Annotated in this window: 10 protein-coding genes; 2 read left to right on the top strand and 8 right to left on the bottom strand. The window is 39.0% G+C overall.

Annotation, left to right across the window (positions count from 1 at the left end; translation table 11 throughout):
* Positions 1-2: 2 nt before the first annotated feature.
* A complete protein-coding gene (locus QM460_RS06955) occupies positions 3-362 on the bottom strand; it encodes a hypothetical protein (RefSeq protein ID WP_414289630.1) in 360 nt (119 codons plus the stop codon).
* A gap of 185 nt (positions 363-547) precedes the next feature.
* On the opposite strand from QM460_RS06955, the gene QM460_RS06960 reads away from it, so the two are divergent.
* A complete protein-coding gene (locus QM460_RS06960; RefSeq protein WP_414289631.1) occupies positions 548-1,147 on the top strand; it encodes a hypothetical protein in 600 nt (199 codons plus the stop codon).
* Between the two features lie 31 nt (positions 1,148-1,178).
* Here the strand turns inward: QM460_RS06960 and QM460_RS06965 are convergent, their stop codons facing one another.
* The gene (locus tag QM460_RS06965; RefSeq protein WP_414273890.1) at positions 1,179-1,526 is read right to left on the bottom strand and encodes a helix-turn-helix domain-containing protein; all 348 of its coding nucleotides are present in this window, start codon (positions 1,524-1,526) and stop codon (positions 1,179-1,181) included.
* 207 nt (positions 1,527-1,733) lie between these two features.
* Between QM460_RS06965 and QM460_RS06970 the strand changes: the two genes are divergently transcribed.
* The gene (locus tag QM460_RS06970) at positions 1,734-4,481 is read left to right on the top strand and encodes an SEC10/PgrA surface exclusion domain-containing protein (RefSeq protein WP_414289632.1); all 2,748 of its coding nucleotides are present in this window, start codon (positions 1,734-1,736) and stop codon (positions 4,479-4,481) included.
* A gap of 253 nt (positions 4,482-4,734) precedes the next feature.
* Here QM460_RS06970 and QM460_RS06975 read toward each other — a convergent pair whose 3' ends face one another.
* The 6 genes from QM460_RS06975 to QM460_RS07000 all read right to left on the bottom strand — a co-directional run bounded on the left by QM460_RS06975 (position 4,735) and on the right by QM460_RS07000 (position 17,938).
* Positions 4,735-5,991, bottom strand: coding sequence for an ISL3 family transposase (locus QM460_RS06975; protein WP_375555340.1), 1,257 nt, complete (start codon positions 5,989-5,991; stop codon positions 4,735-4,737).
* Positions 5,992-6,223: 232 nt separating this feature from the next.
* Positions 6,224-9,445: an SIALI-17 repeat-containing surface protein gene (locus QM460_RS06980; RefSeq protein WP_414289633.1), complete on the bottom strand. Its 3,222-nt coding sequence runs from the start codon at positions 9,443-9,445 to the stop codon at positions 6,224-6,226.
* 595 nt (positions 9,446-10,040) lie between these two features.
* Positions 10,041-14,141: an SIALI-17 repeat-containing surface protein gene (locus tag QM460_RS06985; RefSeq protein ID WP_414289634.1), complete on the bottom strand. Its 4,101-nt coding sequence runs from the start codon at positions 14,139-14,141 to the stop codon at positions 10,041-10,043.
* Between the two features lie 372 nt (positions 14,142-14,513).
* On the bottom strand, positions 14,514-15,497 hold the full coding sequence (locus QM460_RS06990; RefSeq protein WP_414289635.1) for an acetylxylan esterase: 984 nt from the start codon (positions 15,495-15,497) through the stop codon (positions 14,514-14,516).
* Between the two features lie 436 nt (positions 15,498-15,933).
* Positions 15,934-16,860: an ATP-binding cassette domain-containing protein gene (locus tag QM460_RS06995; RefSeq protein ID WP_001291283.1), complete on the bottom strand. Its 927-nt coding sequence runs from the start codon at positions 16,858-16,860 to the stop codon at positions 15,934-15,936.
* Between the two features lie 10 nt (positions 16,861-16,870).
* On the bottom strand, positions 16,871-17,938 hold the full coding sequence (locus QM460_RS07000; RefSeq protein WP_414289636.1) for an ABC transporter ATP-binding protein: 1,068 nt from the start codon (positions 17,936-17,938) through the stop codon (positions 16,871-16,873).
* Between the last annotated feature and the right edge of the window lie 5 nt (positions 17,939-17,943).

Here is a 17,943-nt window from a genome sequence, read left to right on the forward strand (position 1 = left end):
CATTATTTTCCCTTCTTCTTAATATCTTTTGCCCTGAAATAAAGTTGTCCGTACTGGTTTTCAAAAGCTTCTAAATCTTCAAATTCAACAATATCTCCGATTTCGAATTTTGATAAATTTGGCTTATTTTCTGGTAAAAACTTGACCTTAAAAGGATTGTGATTATCAGTTGCAACGTAAACTTGATAAGCTTGAATGTTATCTGTACGTTTCATTTTTTCTTTACCGTTAAGCACTTCGCCAGTCTTTTCAAATTCGTATTGAATTTCAAGTTGTTTACCAACCAATTTTACAACTTCATCTGAAAGAGCTTGTTCTGCTAGGCTAGCACTGTAGCCGTTAACTTTTTTAAAAAATGCCATATTTTACACCTCTTTTAAAAATTTTTTTTAAAGTTTTGCTACAAGAGCATTAACTTTATGAGTCTATTCTAACAATAATTTTTTCTAAAAGCTACAAAAATGTGTATAGAATTGTTGATATATAAGGTATTACGATGTATAATTTAGATATACGATATACATTAGAAAGTGTTGAGGAATAAAAAATGACTAATTTAAAACTAAAAAGATTATCTGAATTTATTGATGACATGATACAAAAGTATCAAATTGAGGAAACAAAAAATATTAAAAAAAGTTTACGTAGAAAATTTGTTACAGAATTGGAAGCTATGGGAGAATGGGATAAGGCTAAATATAAAACTTTTGGTAGAAACAGAACAAAGGTATTCAATTATGAAATTCTTGATAGATTAGAGAAACGGTGTGAACGATATTTAGTTAAGAAGAGCGGATATGATTTTGATAAGTTCAAAGATTATAAAAACAACATAGATAGTGAAAACTATTTTGAAGAACTAACAGAAGATGAACTAACAAAAGATGAACTAAAGGATATGCATGAAAAAGCTGTTTTTAGGTCATGGGCTGGCTCTATCTCAAAAGAAGAGATTCGAGATGTTATGCTAACAGCTTTATTTGAAAAATTTTTTACTTCTATTGATATTGAACAGTGGCAAAAAGATAGCGATATTTTAACAATTGTCGATGTTTATGATGATAGAAAATCTAGTTTCGAATATTACAAGGCTATGGAGCGTTATTCGTCTCACAATAAATCTGCATATTATAAGGAAAGAAAATAAATGAATAAAAAAATAACCGCTAGGATTTTTCTTAGCGGTTTGGTTTTTCTTTTACGGTTTTTATTAGTAATTGGAAGGCTTCTAAGAGCTGTTCTTGACTTGTTTGTGGAAGTTGAGTTAATTGGTCAGCTAATAACTCTAGATGTGGATTCTTTGGGGTTATACGGCTTTCAAATAGTTCTGATGGTGTGATATTAAGAGCTGTGATAATCTTTTCTAGTGTATCAATCTTTATATTTGACCCTTTTGTTTCAAGGTTGGAAATATAATCTATGCCCACACCAGCCTTTTCGCTGAGATTTTGCTGACTTAAATTTTTTTCTTTACGTATGATTCGTATTCGTTGTCCGATATACTTTTGTAAGGGAATTGATTTCATAAGCTACCTCGTTTCAATACAATGATACAAGGAAGACAACTGTAAAATAACCCATATACAAACAAAGTTTTGTCAAAATATTGTCTACAAACTAAAATTGTGTTAAAATAGTGCTATAAAATATATAAAATTGCATGATATACTACATATATCATGGTTTGACTTAACAGTCAAACCAATCCTATTAGCTCTTACAAGGAGAAAACGATGAAAAAACTGCAAACCCTCACAACTTCAACAGCCATTGCACTTGCATCAGTTGGTGCGCCTGTATTTGCTCAAGAAGCAACTGCTCCAACTTCAGTTGACACAAATGCTGTCAATGAACCTGCTCTTGTTACTAAGTCACAAGTGAAACCACTTGAAAAGAGTGAAGTTCCTGCGCCTTCTACGGTAGAACCTGCGCTTAACGCACAAAAAGCTGTTGTTAAAGAAGCTGAAGCTAAGATTGAAACAGCTAAAGCTGATGTTCAAGCAAAAGAAGCTACTGTTGCTTCAATTAAAACAGAATATTCTAATGCAGATAAAGCTGTTAACGATGCTGAAGCGACTGCTTCACAAGTAACACCTGAAAAAGTTGATCAAGTTAAAGATGCTCAAGCTAAAAACCTTGATGCACAAACAAAGAATCAAGAAGCAACTGAAACTACAAATGCACAAATCAAAACTGAAACTACAGTTCTTGCTGAAAAGCAATCAGACGTGGCAACAGCTAAAGAAAATCTTGAACAAGCCAAAAAAGATGTCCAAACAGCTGAACAAACAGTCGCAAATGCAGAATCTGCACTTGACGGAACTGGACTTGCAAATGCTGAGAACGACTTGAAAGACGCTCAAAAAGGTGTCAAAGGCGCCGAAGCTACAGTCGCTGAAGCTGAAGATGCTTTCAAGACAGCAAAAAAAGCTGATGAAGCACGCGCAGATGCTATCAAATCAGCTGAAACTGATGTAAATACTAAAAATGATGCTGTCAAATTGGCAAAAGAAAAATTGGCAACAGCTAACCAACATGCTGAATCAGTAGAAGCTAAATTGGAAGATGCTCAAACTGAACTTACTAAAGCTCAAGACGCATTGGACAATGTTGATATTGTAAACATCGCAGACTTGACTCAGTTCAAGAAAGATAAAGCCGAAGGCGACTCAGACTTCATGACTGACTCTGGTGCAACTGTTATTGAAAATTCTTCAACAAAAATCAGTAAAGCTGATAAGAAACGCACAATTGACCTTGATAATTTGACTGATGAACAAAAATTAGCTGTATCTGAACTATACGTCAAAGGACTTAAACAAATTCGTAAAGAATTAAATGGTCTATCTGAAACAGAAGTTACAGACAAAGCTCTTGAATTAGCTACTAAACGTGCTAAACAATATAAAGAACGTGGACTTGACCCACTTTCTCATGGACATATTGGAGCTGGTGTTGAAAATCTTGTAAGAATTGGTTCTAAAGAACGTGTATCAAATCTTTATGAATTAAAACAAGTTGTATACAACGCTCTAATGGGAACATCTTTTGCAGATGCACCATCTAAGTGGGGACACTTATCAGCTAATCTTCGTTTTGCTAAGTATATTGGTCTTGACATTGCCAATATTAATGATGATTACTGGCTAGTAATTGCATTCTCAAACGAAGGAACTCCAATCGAAGACAAAACAGACATCGCAACTCTTGAAAAAGCAGTCGCAACAGCCGAATCAAACCTTGAACAAGCTAAAACTGCATCACAAAATGCTAAGAATGCTTTGACAACAGCTTCAACTGATTATGCAAGCGCACTTAGCTTGAAAACTGAAGCTGAAAAAGTCTTGGCTGACGCAATGGCTACGCCATTGCAAGCACAAGTTGCTGAAAACAACCTACGTTTAGCAAATATTGCTCTTGAAAATGCTAAGAAACGTGAAGCTCAAGCAAGTGAAGCAGTTGCTAACTTCTCAGCAAGTCTAGCTGAAAAGAAAACTGCTCTTGAAAAAGCTCAAGACGCACTTAAATCAGCTAAAACTGTTCAAACAATTGCGTCACAAGCTCTTGACATTGCTTCAGCCAAACTTGAAGACCAAGAAACTAAACTAGACAACTTGAACAAACAAGTTACTAAACTTCTTGCTGAAAAAGATGCTCTTATTAAAGAAGCTAAAGAATTGGCTGAAAAATTGCAAGCATATTTGGACGCACCAGTTGCACTAGCTAACGCGAAACAAGCTCGAACAGCCGTTAGTGTCAAATTGGAACTCGCTAAAGCTGACCTAGAAATGGCACAGTCTACGCTTGAAAACTTGTTGACTGCACAAAAAGCTGAAGAAGCTAAACTTGCAGAACTTGAAGCAACATATGCTAAACTTGTTGACCTTGCAGAGAAAGCTCAAGAAAACGTTGTTGCGACACTTCCTGACGGAACAGTGATTGCTGTACCAAAAGACGCTCCAACTGCTGAAACTCTTCCTGAACTAAATCTTGAAGAACTAGTTAAAGAAGATGCTAAAGGTAGCGTTGTGAAAACACTTCCTGACGGAACAATTGTTGCAGTGCCTAAAGATGCACCAGTTGCTGAAGAACTTCCTGAACTAAATCTTGAAGAACTTGTTAAGGAAGATGCTAAAGGTAGCGTTGTGAAACGCCTTCCTGACGGTACAATTGTTGCAGTACCTAAAGATGCACCAGTTGCTGAAGAACTTCCTACTGTCAATGTTGACGAGTTGAAGAAAGCTCTTGATGCAGGTAAAGAAGTGACTGTAGATGCACAAGGGAATGTTGTTGTGAAAGAAAAACGTGAAACATACTCAGCGCCTGCTGTTAAAGCAGTAGAAAACGAAAAAGTGACTTACTCACGAGTAGAACGTGCAAAAACATTACCAAATACAGGAGAAAATTCAAGTGTTGCGATGTTGGTAATCGGTGCAATTTTTGGCACATTTGGACTTGTAACAGTACGTAGAAAAAATTAGAATAATAAAAAATCTTCTTATTTAATAGGAAGATTTTTTGGATTCTCAAAATTAGTTTAAAAGACTACGCTATTTAAACCAATTTTGAGAATGAATATATACGGATATTCAGAACTTTAGTTGGTCAACCTTTGGTCAACTTTTGTATTTTGAATATACCTTAGATTGTGACGATGTCTTGGTATATCTGATACTCACTTACATATTCTAACTTATTTTAACTAAGATAAAACTGTAGTGGGTTGAATAAAAGCTAACATCTGGAGAGGACAATCGTTGTCCTCTCCATTTTTATATTCAAAGCGATGAAAATTCGTTTCTTAAAGTTGTCAAAGTTCCTAAAACCAAAAGCATTTCGTTTGATGAGTTTAATGAGATTATTAGTCGCTTCCAATTTAGCGTTGGAATAGGGCAATTGAAGGGCGTTGACAATTTTCTCTTTGTCCTTGAGAAATGTCTTAAAGACAGTCTGAAAAAGAGGATGAACCTGCTTTAGATTGTCCTCAATGAGTCCGAAAAATTTCTCGGGCTCTTTATTCTGAAAGTGAAAAAGCAATAGTTGATAGAGTTCATAGTGAGATTTTAAGTCTTCGGAATAGCTTAAAAGCTTGTCTAGAATCTCTTTATTCGTCAAGTGCATACGAAAAGTAGGGCGATAAAAACGTTTATCGCTGAGTTTACGACTATCCTGTTGAATGAGCTTCCAGTAACGTTTAATAGCCTTGTATTCATGAAATTTTCGATCAAATTGATTCATGATTTGGACACGAATACGGCTCATAGCACGGCTCAAATGTTGTAAAATGTGAAAGCGATCTAGAACGATTTTAGCACATGGAAAAAGCTGTTTAGCTAAGGCATAGTAAGGGCTAAACATATCCATAGTAATGATTTTCACTCGACATCGGACCGCTCTATCATATTTAAGAAAGTGATTTCGGATGACTGCTTGTGTTCTTCCTTCAAGAAGGGTGATGATATTGAGCTTGTCAAAATCTTGTGCAATAAAGCTCATCTTTCCCTTGGTAAAGGCGTACTCGTCCCAAGACATAATCTCGGGAAGACGAGAAAAATCATGCTTAAAGTGAAAGTCATTGAGCTTACGAATGACAGTTGAAGTTGAAATGGATAGCTGATGTGCAATATCAGTCATAGAAGTCTTTTCAATCAACTTTTGAGCAATCTTTTGGTTGATAATACGAGGAATTTGATGATTCTTCTTAACGATAGAAGTTTCAGCGACTATCATTTTCGAGCAATGATAGCACTTAAAACGACGCTTTTTAAGAAGAATTCTGGTAGGCATACCAGTCGTTTCGAGGTAAGGAATTTTCGACGGTTTTTGAAAATCATATTTCTTCATTTGACATCCGCACTCAGGGCAAGACGGGGCGTCATAGTCCAGTTTAGCGACGATTTCCTGGTGTGTATCCCTATTGATGACATCTAGAATCTGGATATTAGGGTCTTTAATATCGAGTAGTTTTGTGATAAAATGTAATTGTTCCATATGATTCTTTCTAATGATGGTTTGGTCGCTTTTCATTATAGATCTTATGGGACTTTTTTTCTACACAAAAATAGGCTCCATAATATCCATAGGGGATTTACCCACTACAAATATTATAGAGCCCTTTTTTCTCGCAAACATGAAAGAAAAAAGGCCGTAACAAATTTCCGTTACGACCCTTTCTAACTAAGATCTAGTTTCACTAAGGAAACCTTCAATTTTAACGATTTGACTAATCTTCTTTTCTCTTCCCAAAAGCAAACATACCAAGGAGCATCCCCACAAGTCCTACAGAAGCAAGGGCAGTGGCATCTTCATTTCCTGTCTTAGGAAGAACATCTTGACGAACTGCAGGTGCTTGATAGGTCTTATCTTGTGCCATAGCCTGAGATACAATAGACTGTTGACCCTTGTGATCTGGATTTTTAGGGCTCTCTACTTCTGAACCTTTGACATCGCCTACAAATCCTGGTTTTTCTGTTGACGTGACGTCATTCTTCACACTACCTGTAAATTCTGGTTGTTCATGAACTGCTGCTTCTTCACCATTGACTCCACCTGTAAATTCTGGAAGTTCTACTATCGGTGCTGCTTCTTCACCTACTGCACCAATAGGTTCAGTATACTCTGGGAGCTCCGTTACAACTGCTTCACTACCGTTGACTCCACCAGTAAATTCTGGAAGTTCAGCAGTCGCAGCTTCTACACCATTAACACCACCTGTGAATTCTGGTACTTCGTTAACAGCAGCTTCACTACCGTTGGCAGCTCCAGGAATACCTGCTCCTTCAAGACTCACTGGAAGGTTGTGCATACTCTCGATAGCTCCAGAAGCAAGTCCAGTTATCTCCTGACCTAGATCTGACTTATCTATTGTAAATAGAAGAGTCTTAGTATCGTACTGGGTCATGAAGTTTACTTTTTTACCATTTGCCAACTGAAGTGTTGGGATTTTGTTAACCAAAACTTCTGAATCAAATTCTACTGCAAGAATTCCTGGCCATTTTTCAATAACATTTTTAACTTTGGCTTCTTTAGGAGAAATTCTTTCCTTCGTTAAGAAATCCCAGTTGAATTTCTTGAAGGATAGAGTATAAGGATTGCCACCAGCTTCATGATGTTCGTACAAGAGACCAAATTCTTTTGGTCCGATCTGTTGAAGTGAGTTATAGGCATACTCCCCTTCTTGAATCAAATGATGATGCAGCCAAGTCAACTCACCATCTTCTTCTACACGAGCCACTCGAATGTAACCATTCTTACGACCTGGGCCATTGGCATTTGCTAGAAGGATATACTCCTTACCATCTTGAACCGTATGAGTTGCCGCCATTTGAACATAGACATCTGGTACATCATAGCGTGCTACATAGTTGTCCCATGTAATACCACCATCATTACTTGTCGCAACTTGCAAATCACCAGTCAAACCACGCATAAAGAGTTTTAACTGACCATTATTCAATTGAACAACAGAAGCTTCCGTATTTTGAGCGTAGTAATTGTTCATGTTGCTTGAATCAACTACTGTACCATCATAAAGTGTACGGTTATCATTGACACCGCCACCCATATGCCAAGTCTTACCATGGTCATCTGAATAGATGATACGAGATGATTGAGAACCGTTAAGGTGGTTTGTTCTATTTGTCGTATAGACAGGAACAACGATACGGCCTTTATGAGGTCCATTTTGGAGAGTAATGCCCACTCCAGGTCCCACACCTAAGAACTTCATCCAATCAGCTTTGACCATTGGAGTAATATCTTGTGGTGCAGACCAAGTTTTACCATCATCATCACTGTAAGACATCCATAGGTAGCTGTCTTTAGCAATTCTAAATGGAGACGTTTTATTGCTTGTAAAATAGATATTTCCTAGCAGTTGCTCACCCTGATAAAGATCACCTTTATCGCTATAAGCCGGTTTGACAGGATTTACAACAACACGGTAATCCGTTGCCTGACCATCTGGTGTGTAGACAACACCATTTTCACGAATAGTATAGGCCCCATTTTCTCCTTCACGATAGAGAATTTGGTAGGTTTTCCCATCAATTTCTTTATAAGCTTCCTCTTTTTCAGCTGACATCCCAAAGATACCTTTTCCTTCCGGGAACATATCATAGACTGAAAAGATGCGTTTGGTTTCAGTATCTTGGGCTAAAACCATATCGATATTCACTGGTGAACCGACAGACGGATCGTTGGCTTTTGGATTGTCGCGTAGATTCGTAAGTGTGATACGATCGCTCCATGTTTGACCCTGATCTTCACTTCGTTTGACGACCATACCGATATCTCCCCAGTCATAGTGGTGCAAGCGGCGTTCGTCAGCTCCAGCAATCAGAGTTCCCTTATCAGTCTTAAGGAGGGCTGGAATCCGATAGCTATTAATACCATCTGGATTTGACTGCCCATTTTTACCAGCTTCAAAGACATCCTTTTTATCTGTTATCTCAGCTCCTTCTGGAAGCTTTTTCTCTAATTCGGATCTTTCAAAGAGGTAGCTACGATTTTGAACCTCTTCTGGACTCAAGGCACGATCGTAAACAGTTAGATTACGAACTTGTAAGCCTGCCCCCCAAACCATACTTCCTGCACGATTTGTGGAACCAATTTGCATATGATTTACATCAGGCATATCTTTGATAAAGCGTCCTGATTTCTTACTTGTTCGTGACAAGACTCCATTTACATAGAGACGAACTTGTCCATCTGGAGAATCTGCACTTGGCCTTTCAACTGTAAAGGTTACTGAGTTCCACTGACCTGGTTTGACTGTTAATGGTGCGTCTGTGTATCTATCATAAAATTGGTCGCCGTTTTGATCGCGGCCCTCAATCAAGGCAACGTTGTTGTAAACAGCCATGGTGAAATATTCATTTCGAACCGTATCACTTGAGGCTGAGAAAAGGTTGTAAAATGCTGGTGCAGAAGCATCTGGTTTGAACTCCATATGAATGGTCGCATTTTGAAGCTGTTTCAGTTTGTCCAATTGCTCTGTCAGATCAATTCTATTGCTATTTGCAGCATTAGTCTCTACATCTTCCTTTTCAATAACAGTATTGACATTTTCCAACTCTCTAGCATAGTAATCACGTGGAAGTGAAGCTGGATCTTTTTCGGTTTCTCTAGTTGCTTCTGCCGTTTCTGCTGTTGCAGTTGTTTCTGCCGTTACAGTTGTCTCTGTTCCAGTATGTGCTTCTGTAGATGTATGTGTGACTGTATCTACCCCATTAGACTCTGTCGCACTCTTTTCAGTATCTACTGCTTTTTCTGCCTGATCCTTCTCTACTCCTAGTTCTGTCGTTTCCTTATTGGTAGCTGTTACTTCTTGTGCCAATACTGGCGATGCACCAAAAACAACTGCTCCAATAACGACTGAAGCGGCTCCTACTGTAAATTTGCGAATTCCGTATCGTTGTTTTCTCTCCAACTGATTATGCTTCATCTTTCTTCCTTTCATTTTTAAAAATAAAGCGCTTTCTTTTTTGATTAAAATTTTTAGTCATCTGACTAAATGACAAAAATTACTTTTTCACGAATGGTTACACTCGCTCTTTCAAATTTTATCTCACTTAACGATCAACAATCTATCATAATGCCATCGTTAACTAGAGTCTCCTACTCCTTTCAAATTTTATCTTATTCTCATTATATAATAAATTTCTCTATTTTAAGATAGATGAATATAGAACAGATTTTACTTTCAGTTTTAGAAATATAAAATTGGACATTTGAAACTACTTTCGGATGCTTTCTCTTTTTTCTAACAGACAATTGGTTCATTTGGTCTAATCGTTTTTTTAATGAACTTTATCTCAAACTTATACTCAATGAAAATCAAAGAGCAAACTAGGAAGCTAGCCACAAGCTGTACTTGAGTACGGTAAGGCGAAGCTGACGTGGTTTGAAGAGATTTTCGAAGCGTATTAACTATTTGACTCCTGCTTTATCCAAATCAAAAAGGCCGTAACTAGTTCTAGTCACGACCCTTTCTAATATAAGATCAAATTTCTCTATGAATTTCGTTGATTTTAACTATTTCATTGATCTTCTTTTTTCTTGCCCATGGCAAACATACCTAGGAGCATTCCTACAAGTCCTAGAGAGGCGAGAGGAGCAACAGCTTCACTTCCTGTTTCAGGAAGAAGTTGCTGACGAGCAGCAGGGGCTTGATAAGTTTTATCTTGTACCATAGCTTGAACCACAATTGACTGTTCTCCCTTATACTCTGAGACCTTATGGATAGCAGCTTCAGCACTGTTTACACCACCTACATACGCTGGAACTTCTGTACTCGCAGCTTCTACTCCATTCACGCCACCTGTGTACTCTGGAACTTCTAACTTAGCGGCCTCTACTCCATTCACGCCACCTGTGTATTCTGGAACTTCTAACTTAGCGGCCTCTACTCCATTCACGCTACCTGCATACTCTGGAACTTCTAACTTAGCAGACTCTACTCCGTTGACACCACCTGTGTATTCTGGAACTTCTAACTTAGCAGTTTCCACTCCATTGACGCCACCTGTGTACTCTGGAACTTCTAACTTAGCTGATTCTACTGCATTGACGCCACCTGTGTACTCTGGAACTTCTAACTTAGCGGCCTCTACTCCATTCACACTAGCTGTATACTCCGGAATTTCTAACTTAGCTGATTCTACTGCATTGACGCCACCCTCAAATTCTGGGCTTTCTGATGTAGTTGCTTCCTCACCATTGACACCACCTTCAAAGGCTGAAGTGTCTGACTTAGCTGATTCTACTGCATTGACGCCACCCTCAAATTCTGGGCTTTCTGATATAGTTGCTTCCTCACCATTGACACCACCTTCAAAGGCTGAAGTGTCTGACTTAGCTGATTCTACTGCATTCACACCGCCTTCGAACTCTGGACTTTCTGCCTTAGCTCCTTCCTCACCATTGACACCACCTTCGAAGGCTGAAGTGTCTGACTTGGCTGCTTCTACTGCATTCACACCACCTTCGAATTCTGGACTTTCTGCCTTAGCTCCTTCCTCACTATTGACTCCACCTTCGAAGGCTGGAACTTCATGAACGGCAGATTCCCCTTTTGAGCTTTCTACTAGATTACCTTCTGGAACTTCATGGACCGCGGCTTCCTCACCGTTCACACCACCTTCAAAGGCTGGAACTTCATGAACGGCTGCTTCGGCACCATTAACCCCACCTTCGAAGGCCGGAACTTCGTTAATAGTTCCTGGTGGATTTTCTTCGACCTCTATTTCTGGAACTTCATGAATAGCGGCTACTTCGCCGTTCACACCACCTGAGAAGTCTGGCACATCATGAACGGCTGCTTCCTCACCGCTGATGCCACCTTCAAAGGCTGGATCCTCATGAACTGTACCTTCACCATTGACTGCACCTGTAAATTCTGGAACTTCATGGATTTCTGCTTTTGCACCATTTTTCCCACCAGGGACTCCTGCACCTTCAAGACTTACAGGCAAATTATGCATGCTCTCAATTGCACCATCAATGATTTCTGTAATTTCTTGACCAATATCTTCCTTGTTAACTGCAAATAACAATGTTTTTGTATCGTACTGAGTCAAGAAAGTAGCAAAATTCCCATTTGCCAGTTTAAGAACTGGTGGTTGATTCACCAATACTTCTGAATCAAATTCTAAAGCGATAACATTTTTGCTCATCTCCACAGCATTTTTCACCGTTGCTTTTGTTGGAGAAATTCTATCCTTGCTTAAGAAATCCCAGTTGAATTTTTTATAAGACAAGGTGTATTCATTTTGAGTGGCAGTTGCATGCTCATAAAGCAAACCAAATTCACCATTTCCAAGATCTTGCAAGGAGTTATAAGCAAATTTACCGCTTTGAATAGGATTGTGCTTGAGCCAAGTCAAATCTCCGTTAGCTTCCACTTGTGCCAAGTGTACCAAACCATTGTAACGTCCTGGACCACCTGCGTTGCTGAGAACGATATATTCCTTACCATTTTGTACAGTGTGAATAGCAGACATTTGAACGTAGACATCTTTGACATCCGCATAGCGCTTCACATCTTTTTCCCAAGTTGCTCCGCCATCCTTACTTGTTGCAACCTGCAAATCTCCTGTCAATCCACGCATGAAGAGTTTGAGGTCTCCGTTGTTTAACTGAACAACAGTTGACTCAGTATTTTGAGCACCTGGATTATTCATGGTTGAAGAGTGAATTGTTTGGTTACCTACTGGACGGTTATCATTGACCGCTTCCCCAGCGTGCCAAGTTTCACCATGGTCATCTGAGTAAATGACGCGTGAAGACTGGGATCCACTTAGGTAGGATACGTTATTTGTAGTGTAGGCAGGGATAACAAGACGCCCTTTATGAGGCCCTGAATGCAAGGCAATCCCTGTACCAGGTCCAGTACCTAAGAAGTGCATCCAGTCCTTACGAATTCCATATGTAATATCTTTTGGTGCAGACCAAGTTTTACCATCGTCATCACTATAAGACATCCAGAGATAGTTTGTGTTTGAAACTCTAAAGATATTCTTGTCGCTATAATCGAAGTAGACATTACCAATCAGTTCTTCACCCTTGTAGAGATCACCCTTATCACTATAAGCTGGTTTCTTAGGATCAACTACAACACGATATTCTGTCTTTCTATTTTCAGGGTCAAAGACTTCACCATTTTCACGGATTGTATAACGTCCTGCTTCACCTTTTTTGTACAGAACTTGGTAAACCTTATCTCCAATTTGCTCATAGGCTTGTGGTGCTTTTCCTGGTAAATCTCTGACAGCTTCACCTTCTACGAACATATCAAAAATAGAGAAGATTCGCTTAGTTTTCGGATCTTGGACTAGGGCCATGTCAATGTTGACTGGTGATCCCGCATGAGCTCTTCTGGCATTCTCATTATCACGAGGATTTGAGATGACAATTCTATCTCCCCACGTTTTGCCCTTATCATCACTACGACGAACAACCATACCGATGTCGCCCCAGTCAGAGTGATGCAAGCGTCTCTCATCTGCACCAGCAATCAAGGTTCCTTTATCAGTTTTCAGCAGGGCTGGAATACGATAGCTTGCGATACCATCTTTATTTGGCTTGCGGTTCTCACCACCTTCAAAAACATCCAGTTTATCAGTAACTTCTGCTCCTTCAGGAAGTTTCTTCTCCAACTCTCCTCTTTCAAAAAGTTGGCTACGTTTTTTAACTTCTTCTTGAGAAAGAGCACGGTCATAAACAGTTAGATTACGGACTTTAAGATTAGCACCCCAGAAGTTTTTGCCTGTGCGTTTTGTTGTACCGATTTGTACATGGTTGACATCTGGCATGTCTTGGATGAAGCGACCAGACTGAGGACTTGTGCGCGACAAGACACCATTTACATAGACGCGAACCTGACCTTTTGGTTGGTCAGCATTTGGTCTTTCAACTGTAAAGGTTACAGAGTTCCACTCACCTGGCTTAATTTTCAAAGGAGCAGTTTTATAATCACCATAGAATTGGTTTCCATTTGCATCACGACCTTCAACGATAGCTGTGTTATCAAGGATGGCCATAGTGAAATACTCATTTACTTTGGTATCACTAGAAACTGAGAAGAGGTTGTAAAAACGTGGAGCAGATGCATCTGGCTTAAACTCCATATGAATGGTCGCATTTTGAAGTTTTTTAAGCTTGTCGAGCTCCTCCTTCATGTCAACTCTTTGACCGTTTGAAGGATTGGTTTCAACATCTTCTTTCTCTATAACAGTATTGGCATTTTCCAACTCTCTGGCATAAAAGTCACGAGGAATGTTTCCAACTTCCTCGTCTCCACTCTCTGTAGCTGGAGTTTCGTTTGATGTTTCTGTTCCGGTTGGTTTTTCAGACCCTGGGTTTGCTTGCAACTCTTCACGGCTCACTTCTGTTCCACTATTATTTACTGTGGTTACTTGGCCTGCAAGCTCCTTATCTAAATTAGCTAGACTTCCTGTCTCTACTTCCTTAGGCAATTCTGGCAAAGATTGCCCCGCTGTTTCACCATTCGTTGATGGTGCCTCTTGAGCCAAAGCCGGTGCAGCACCAAAAACAACGGCTCCAATCACTACTGAAGCTGCTCCAACTGCAAATTTCCGAATTCCATATCTCTGTTTTCTATCAAAATCTCTCTGATTCATGTTTTCCCTTCCGTTATTTTTTTTAAAAAATAAAGCGCTTTCTTTTTTGCTTAAAATTTTTAGCCACTCAGACTAGCTGCAAATAAGAAACTGTATTATTGAATGGAATTACCATTCTTTGTAAATGATATGCTGTTGCGCTTTTATAAATTCCAAGTTAAAAGATTCGCAACTAGCTATACTCCTTTCACTTTTTATTTTAATCATATTATATAATAAATATTCTAAATTTTAGACTTTATAATCTATAATAGATTCTACTTTCAAAGATATTTAGAAGTTTCAAACTACCTGAAACTACTTTCTCATTATCTGGGGCACATAAAGAAAAGCCTGTAGTTCATTCGAAACTACAGAGCTTTTTTTCAATTTTTAGTGACCAAGATAGGTAAAGGGAATCTCACTCCCACACAACCAATTGTAAACTTGATCATTGACATGAACATTCATGGCCTCATGAGCGTATTCAGGCATGATACGATAACTCTTTTCACAAGTCAAACGGTTGTAAATAGCAAACTGAGTGATTGGATAGCAAACATCGTCATCAAGCCCAGTAATCATTCGAACTTCCCCCTTAATACGATGGGCAAGATTTTTTACATCGATATAGGCGAGCGTCTCCATAATCTGCTCTTCTGTCTCATGGAATGGATCATGGAACTTAAAGTAACGAAAGAGCTCATCATAGGCTTCGCTGGTATTTCCAATCTCTAGCACTCGTCTAAAGTCTGATAAGAATGGATAAATAGCAACTGTACGTTTGATACGTGGATTTAGCCCCGCAGCCACTAGAGCTAGAGCCCCTCCTTGAGAAGCTCCATAGCTTGCTAATTGCCCCTCATCCACTTGTGGGAAGCTAGCTACAATTTCAATCAATTGATAAATATCTAGATAGACATCTTTATAGAAGAGTTGCTCTTTTCCTTCTACTGCACCACGAATGATTTGGCCCTTAACTGTATTTCCGAGAGGTAAGCGCAAGCCATCTTGTGAGTATCCAGATTGGCCACGAACATCCATCGATACGACACCATAACCAGCGACCGTAAAGGCCAACATATCTGCCCAATCCCAACAACGTCCCATATACCCATGGAAGTGGAAAATGACAGGTACTTTCTTTTCTGATTTTGGTAAGACCACTCGAGCATAAACGAGCCCATCACGTGTACCTTTAAAGGTTAACTCATAGCACTTCACATTTGGAATACGAAAATCACGTTCCTCTAATTGGTAATCTGGCAAGACCGAAACCTTCTCAATCTCCCCATCCCAAAAAGCATCGAAATCTTGAGGAACTTCATCTCTTCCCTTATAAGTTTTCATTTCTTCTACTAATGCTGGATTTCTCATAAAACTCTCCTTGATTTTGTAACCGTTACCATAACTCTAGCACATAAAGGCAGGCAATGCAAGATGGATTTTTAAATAGAAAGTGATTTTAATTTTGAAGATTCATAAATGCTTATCTGAAAGTAGTTTTATCCATTCCATTCTGTATAACTTTCAAAGAATAACAGCTTCTTTTCTCTCTCCTCCAAGAGTCATTGAAGACTAGTCTTATACTCTTCGAAAATCAAATTCAATCTACGTCAGCTTTATCTGCAACCTCAAAGCCGTGCTTTGAGCAACCTACGGCTAGCTTCCTAGTTTGCTCTTTGATTTTCATTGAGTCTTAGCATGTTCTCGGATATATACTGATCTATCTTTAAACTAGTGTTTATTTACAAAAATAAAAAAGTTTCATAATCTTAATAGAATTGTTCTACCAAGATTACAAAACTCTTTCTTATTTCAAATCTTTTTTATAGCGTTCCAACTCTGCTTGGTTTGCCCAAACATAGTGACCTGGACGAATCTCTACCATAGAAGGTTTATCAGTTTCATAGTCATGTTGATCTGGATCATAGACTTTCAAAACTTTTTTACGTTCCAAGATTGGGTCTGGAATAGGAACAGCTGATAGAAGTGCTTGCGTGTATGGATGAACTGGATTGTTAAACAATTCTTCAGTCTCAGCCACTTCAACAATGACACCCTTATAAATTACCGCGATACGATCAGAGATGAAACGAACTACTGACAAATCGTGGGCGATAAAGAGATAAGTCAAGCCTAATTCCTTTTGGAATTTCTTGAGCAAGTTCAAAACTTGGGCACGTACTGAAACGTCCAAGGCTGAAATCGGCTCATCTGCAATAACGAAGTCAGGTTGCATAACCAAGGCACGGGCAATCCCGATACGTTGACGTTGTCCACCTGAAAACTCATGTGGGTAACGTGTCAAGTGTTCAGCCAAAAGTCCCACTTCACGAATGATATTTTGAACTTTTTCTTTTCTTTCTTCTTCATCTTTAAATAAATGGTGGTTATAAAGACCTTCAGAAATGATATAGTCAACCGTTGCACGTTCATTCAAACTTGCAGCAGGGTCTTGGAAAATCATTTGGATACGACGGATTAATTCCGAAGCTTGTTCACGTGATTTTTTACCATTGATTTTTTGACCTTCAAAGATGATATCACCTTTGCTGGTATCATTAAGACCGATAATAGCACGACCAATTGTTGTCTTACCACTACCAGACTCTCCAACAAGTGAGAAAGTTTCTCCTTTGTTGATAAAGAAGTTCGCATTTTTAACAGCGACAAACTTTTTGCTTCCTTCACCGAAGGAAATTTCTAAGTCTTTAATTTCTACTAATTTTTCAGACATTTCCTTCCTCCTAGTCCTCAAGATGAGCAAAGCCCATCTTTTCACGAATTTTATCGTGTAAGTCTTCAATCACTGCTGGTTTTGAAACTTTTGGAGCCTGTTCATGAAGCAACCATGTTTTCGCCCAATGAGTATCTGATACCGCAAACTGTGGAGCTTTTTCTTCGAAATCAATCTTCATCGCATAGTCTGAACGTAGAGCAAAAGCATCTCCCTTCAATTCCGTATAGAGCGATGGAGGTGTTCCAGGGATTGAGTACAATTCACCTTTGTCATCCGCAAGTTGAGGCAAGCTTGACAAGAGGCTCCATGTATATGGGTGACGTGGGTCGTAGAAGATTTCTTCAACAGTACCATACTCAACGATTTCACCAGCATACATAACCGCTACTTTATCAGCGATACTTGCTACGACACCTAGGTCGTGGGTGATAAAGATTGTTGTAAAGTGGTATTCGTGTTGAAGTGACTTCAACAAATCAATAATCTGTGCCTGAATGGTCACGTCAAGAGCTGTTGTAGGCTCATCACAGATAAGAATGTCTGGACGACAAGCAAGAGCAATCGCGATAACGATACGTTGACGCATCCCACCAGAATACTGGAATGGATACTCGTCAAAACGTTTCTCAGAATCTGGAATACCAACTTTATTCATATAGTCAATAGCCATCTCTTTAGCTTCTTGCGCAGTCTTGCCTTGGTGTTTAACAATAACTTCTGTGATTTGACTTCCGATTGTCTTGATAGGGTCTAGACTGGTCATCGGATCTTGGAAGATAGTTGCAATCTTCGCACCACGAATACTTTCCCATTCTTTATGAGAAGATAAGGTTGTCAAATCTTGTCCTCGGTAATTAATACTACCTTGTGCAATACGACCATTTTCTTCCAACATTCCTGTGAATGTTTTTGTCAAAACTGATTTACCTGAACCTGACTCCCCAACTAACGCAAGGACCTCTCCCTCAATCAGGTCGATGGAGACACCTCGAATAGCTGTCAAAATCTTGTCACGAACATCAAATTCCACGACAATATCTTGAGCAGTCAAAATTACATTTTTTCCTTTTATCATGTCTA

Origin of the sequence: Streptococcus infantis (assembly GCF_047464415.1) — a bacterium.
GTDB lineage: Bacteria > Bacillota > Bacilli > Lactobacillales > Streptococcaceae > Streptococcus > Streptococcus infantis_AE.

Bases quoted from the DNA above. Each gene is read 5' to 3' on its own strand.
- QM460_RS06955 (WP_414289630.1), bottom strand. From the start codon at position 362: ATGGCATTTTTTAAAAAAGTTAACGGCTACAGTGCTAGCCTAGCAGAA.
- QM460_RS06960 (WP_414289631.1), top strand. From the start codon at position 548: ATGACTAATTTAAAACTAAAAAGATTATCTGAATTTATTGATGACATG.
- QM460_RS06965 (WP_414273890.1), bottom strand. From the start codon at position 1,526: ATGAAATCAATTCCCTTACAAAAGTATATCGGACAACGAATACGAATC.
- QM460_RS06970 (WP_414289632.1), top strand. From the start codon at position 1,734: ATGAAAAAACTGCAAACCCTCACAACTTCAACAGCCATTGCACTTGCA.
- QM460_RS06975 (WP_375555340.1), bottom strand. From the start codon at position 5,991: ATGGAACAATTACATTTTATCACAAAACTACTCGATATTAAAGACCCT.
- QM460_RS06980 (WP_414289633.1), bottom strand. From the start codon at position 9,445: ATGAAGCATAATCAGTTGGAGAGAAAACAACGATACGGAATTCGCAAA.
- QM460_RS06985 (WP_414289634.1), bottom strand. From the start codon at position 14,141: ATGAATCAGAGAGATTTTGATAGAAAACAGAGATATGGAATTCGGAAA.
- QM460_RS06990 (WP_414289635.1), bottom strand. From the start codon at position 15,497: ATGAGAAATCCAGCATTAGTAGAAGAAATGAAAACTTATAAGGGAAGA.
- QM460_RS06995 (WP_001291283.1), bottom strand. From the start codon at position 16,860: ATGTCTGAAAAATTAGTAGAAATTAAAGACTTAGAAATTTCCTTCGGT.
- QM460_RS07000 (WP_414289636.1), bottom strand. From the start codon at position 17,938: ATGATAAAAGGAAAAAATGTAATTTTGACTGCTCAAGATATTGTCGTG.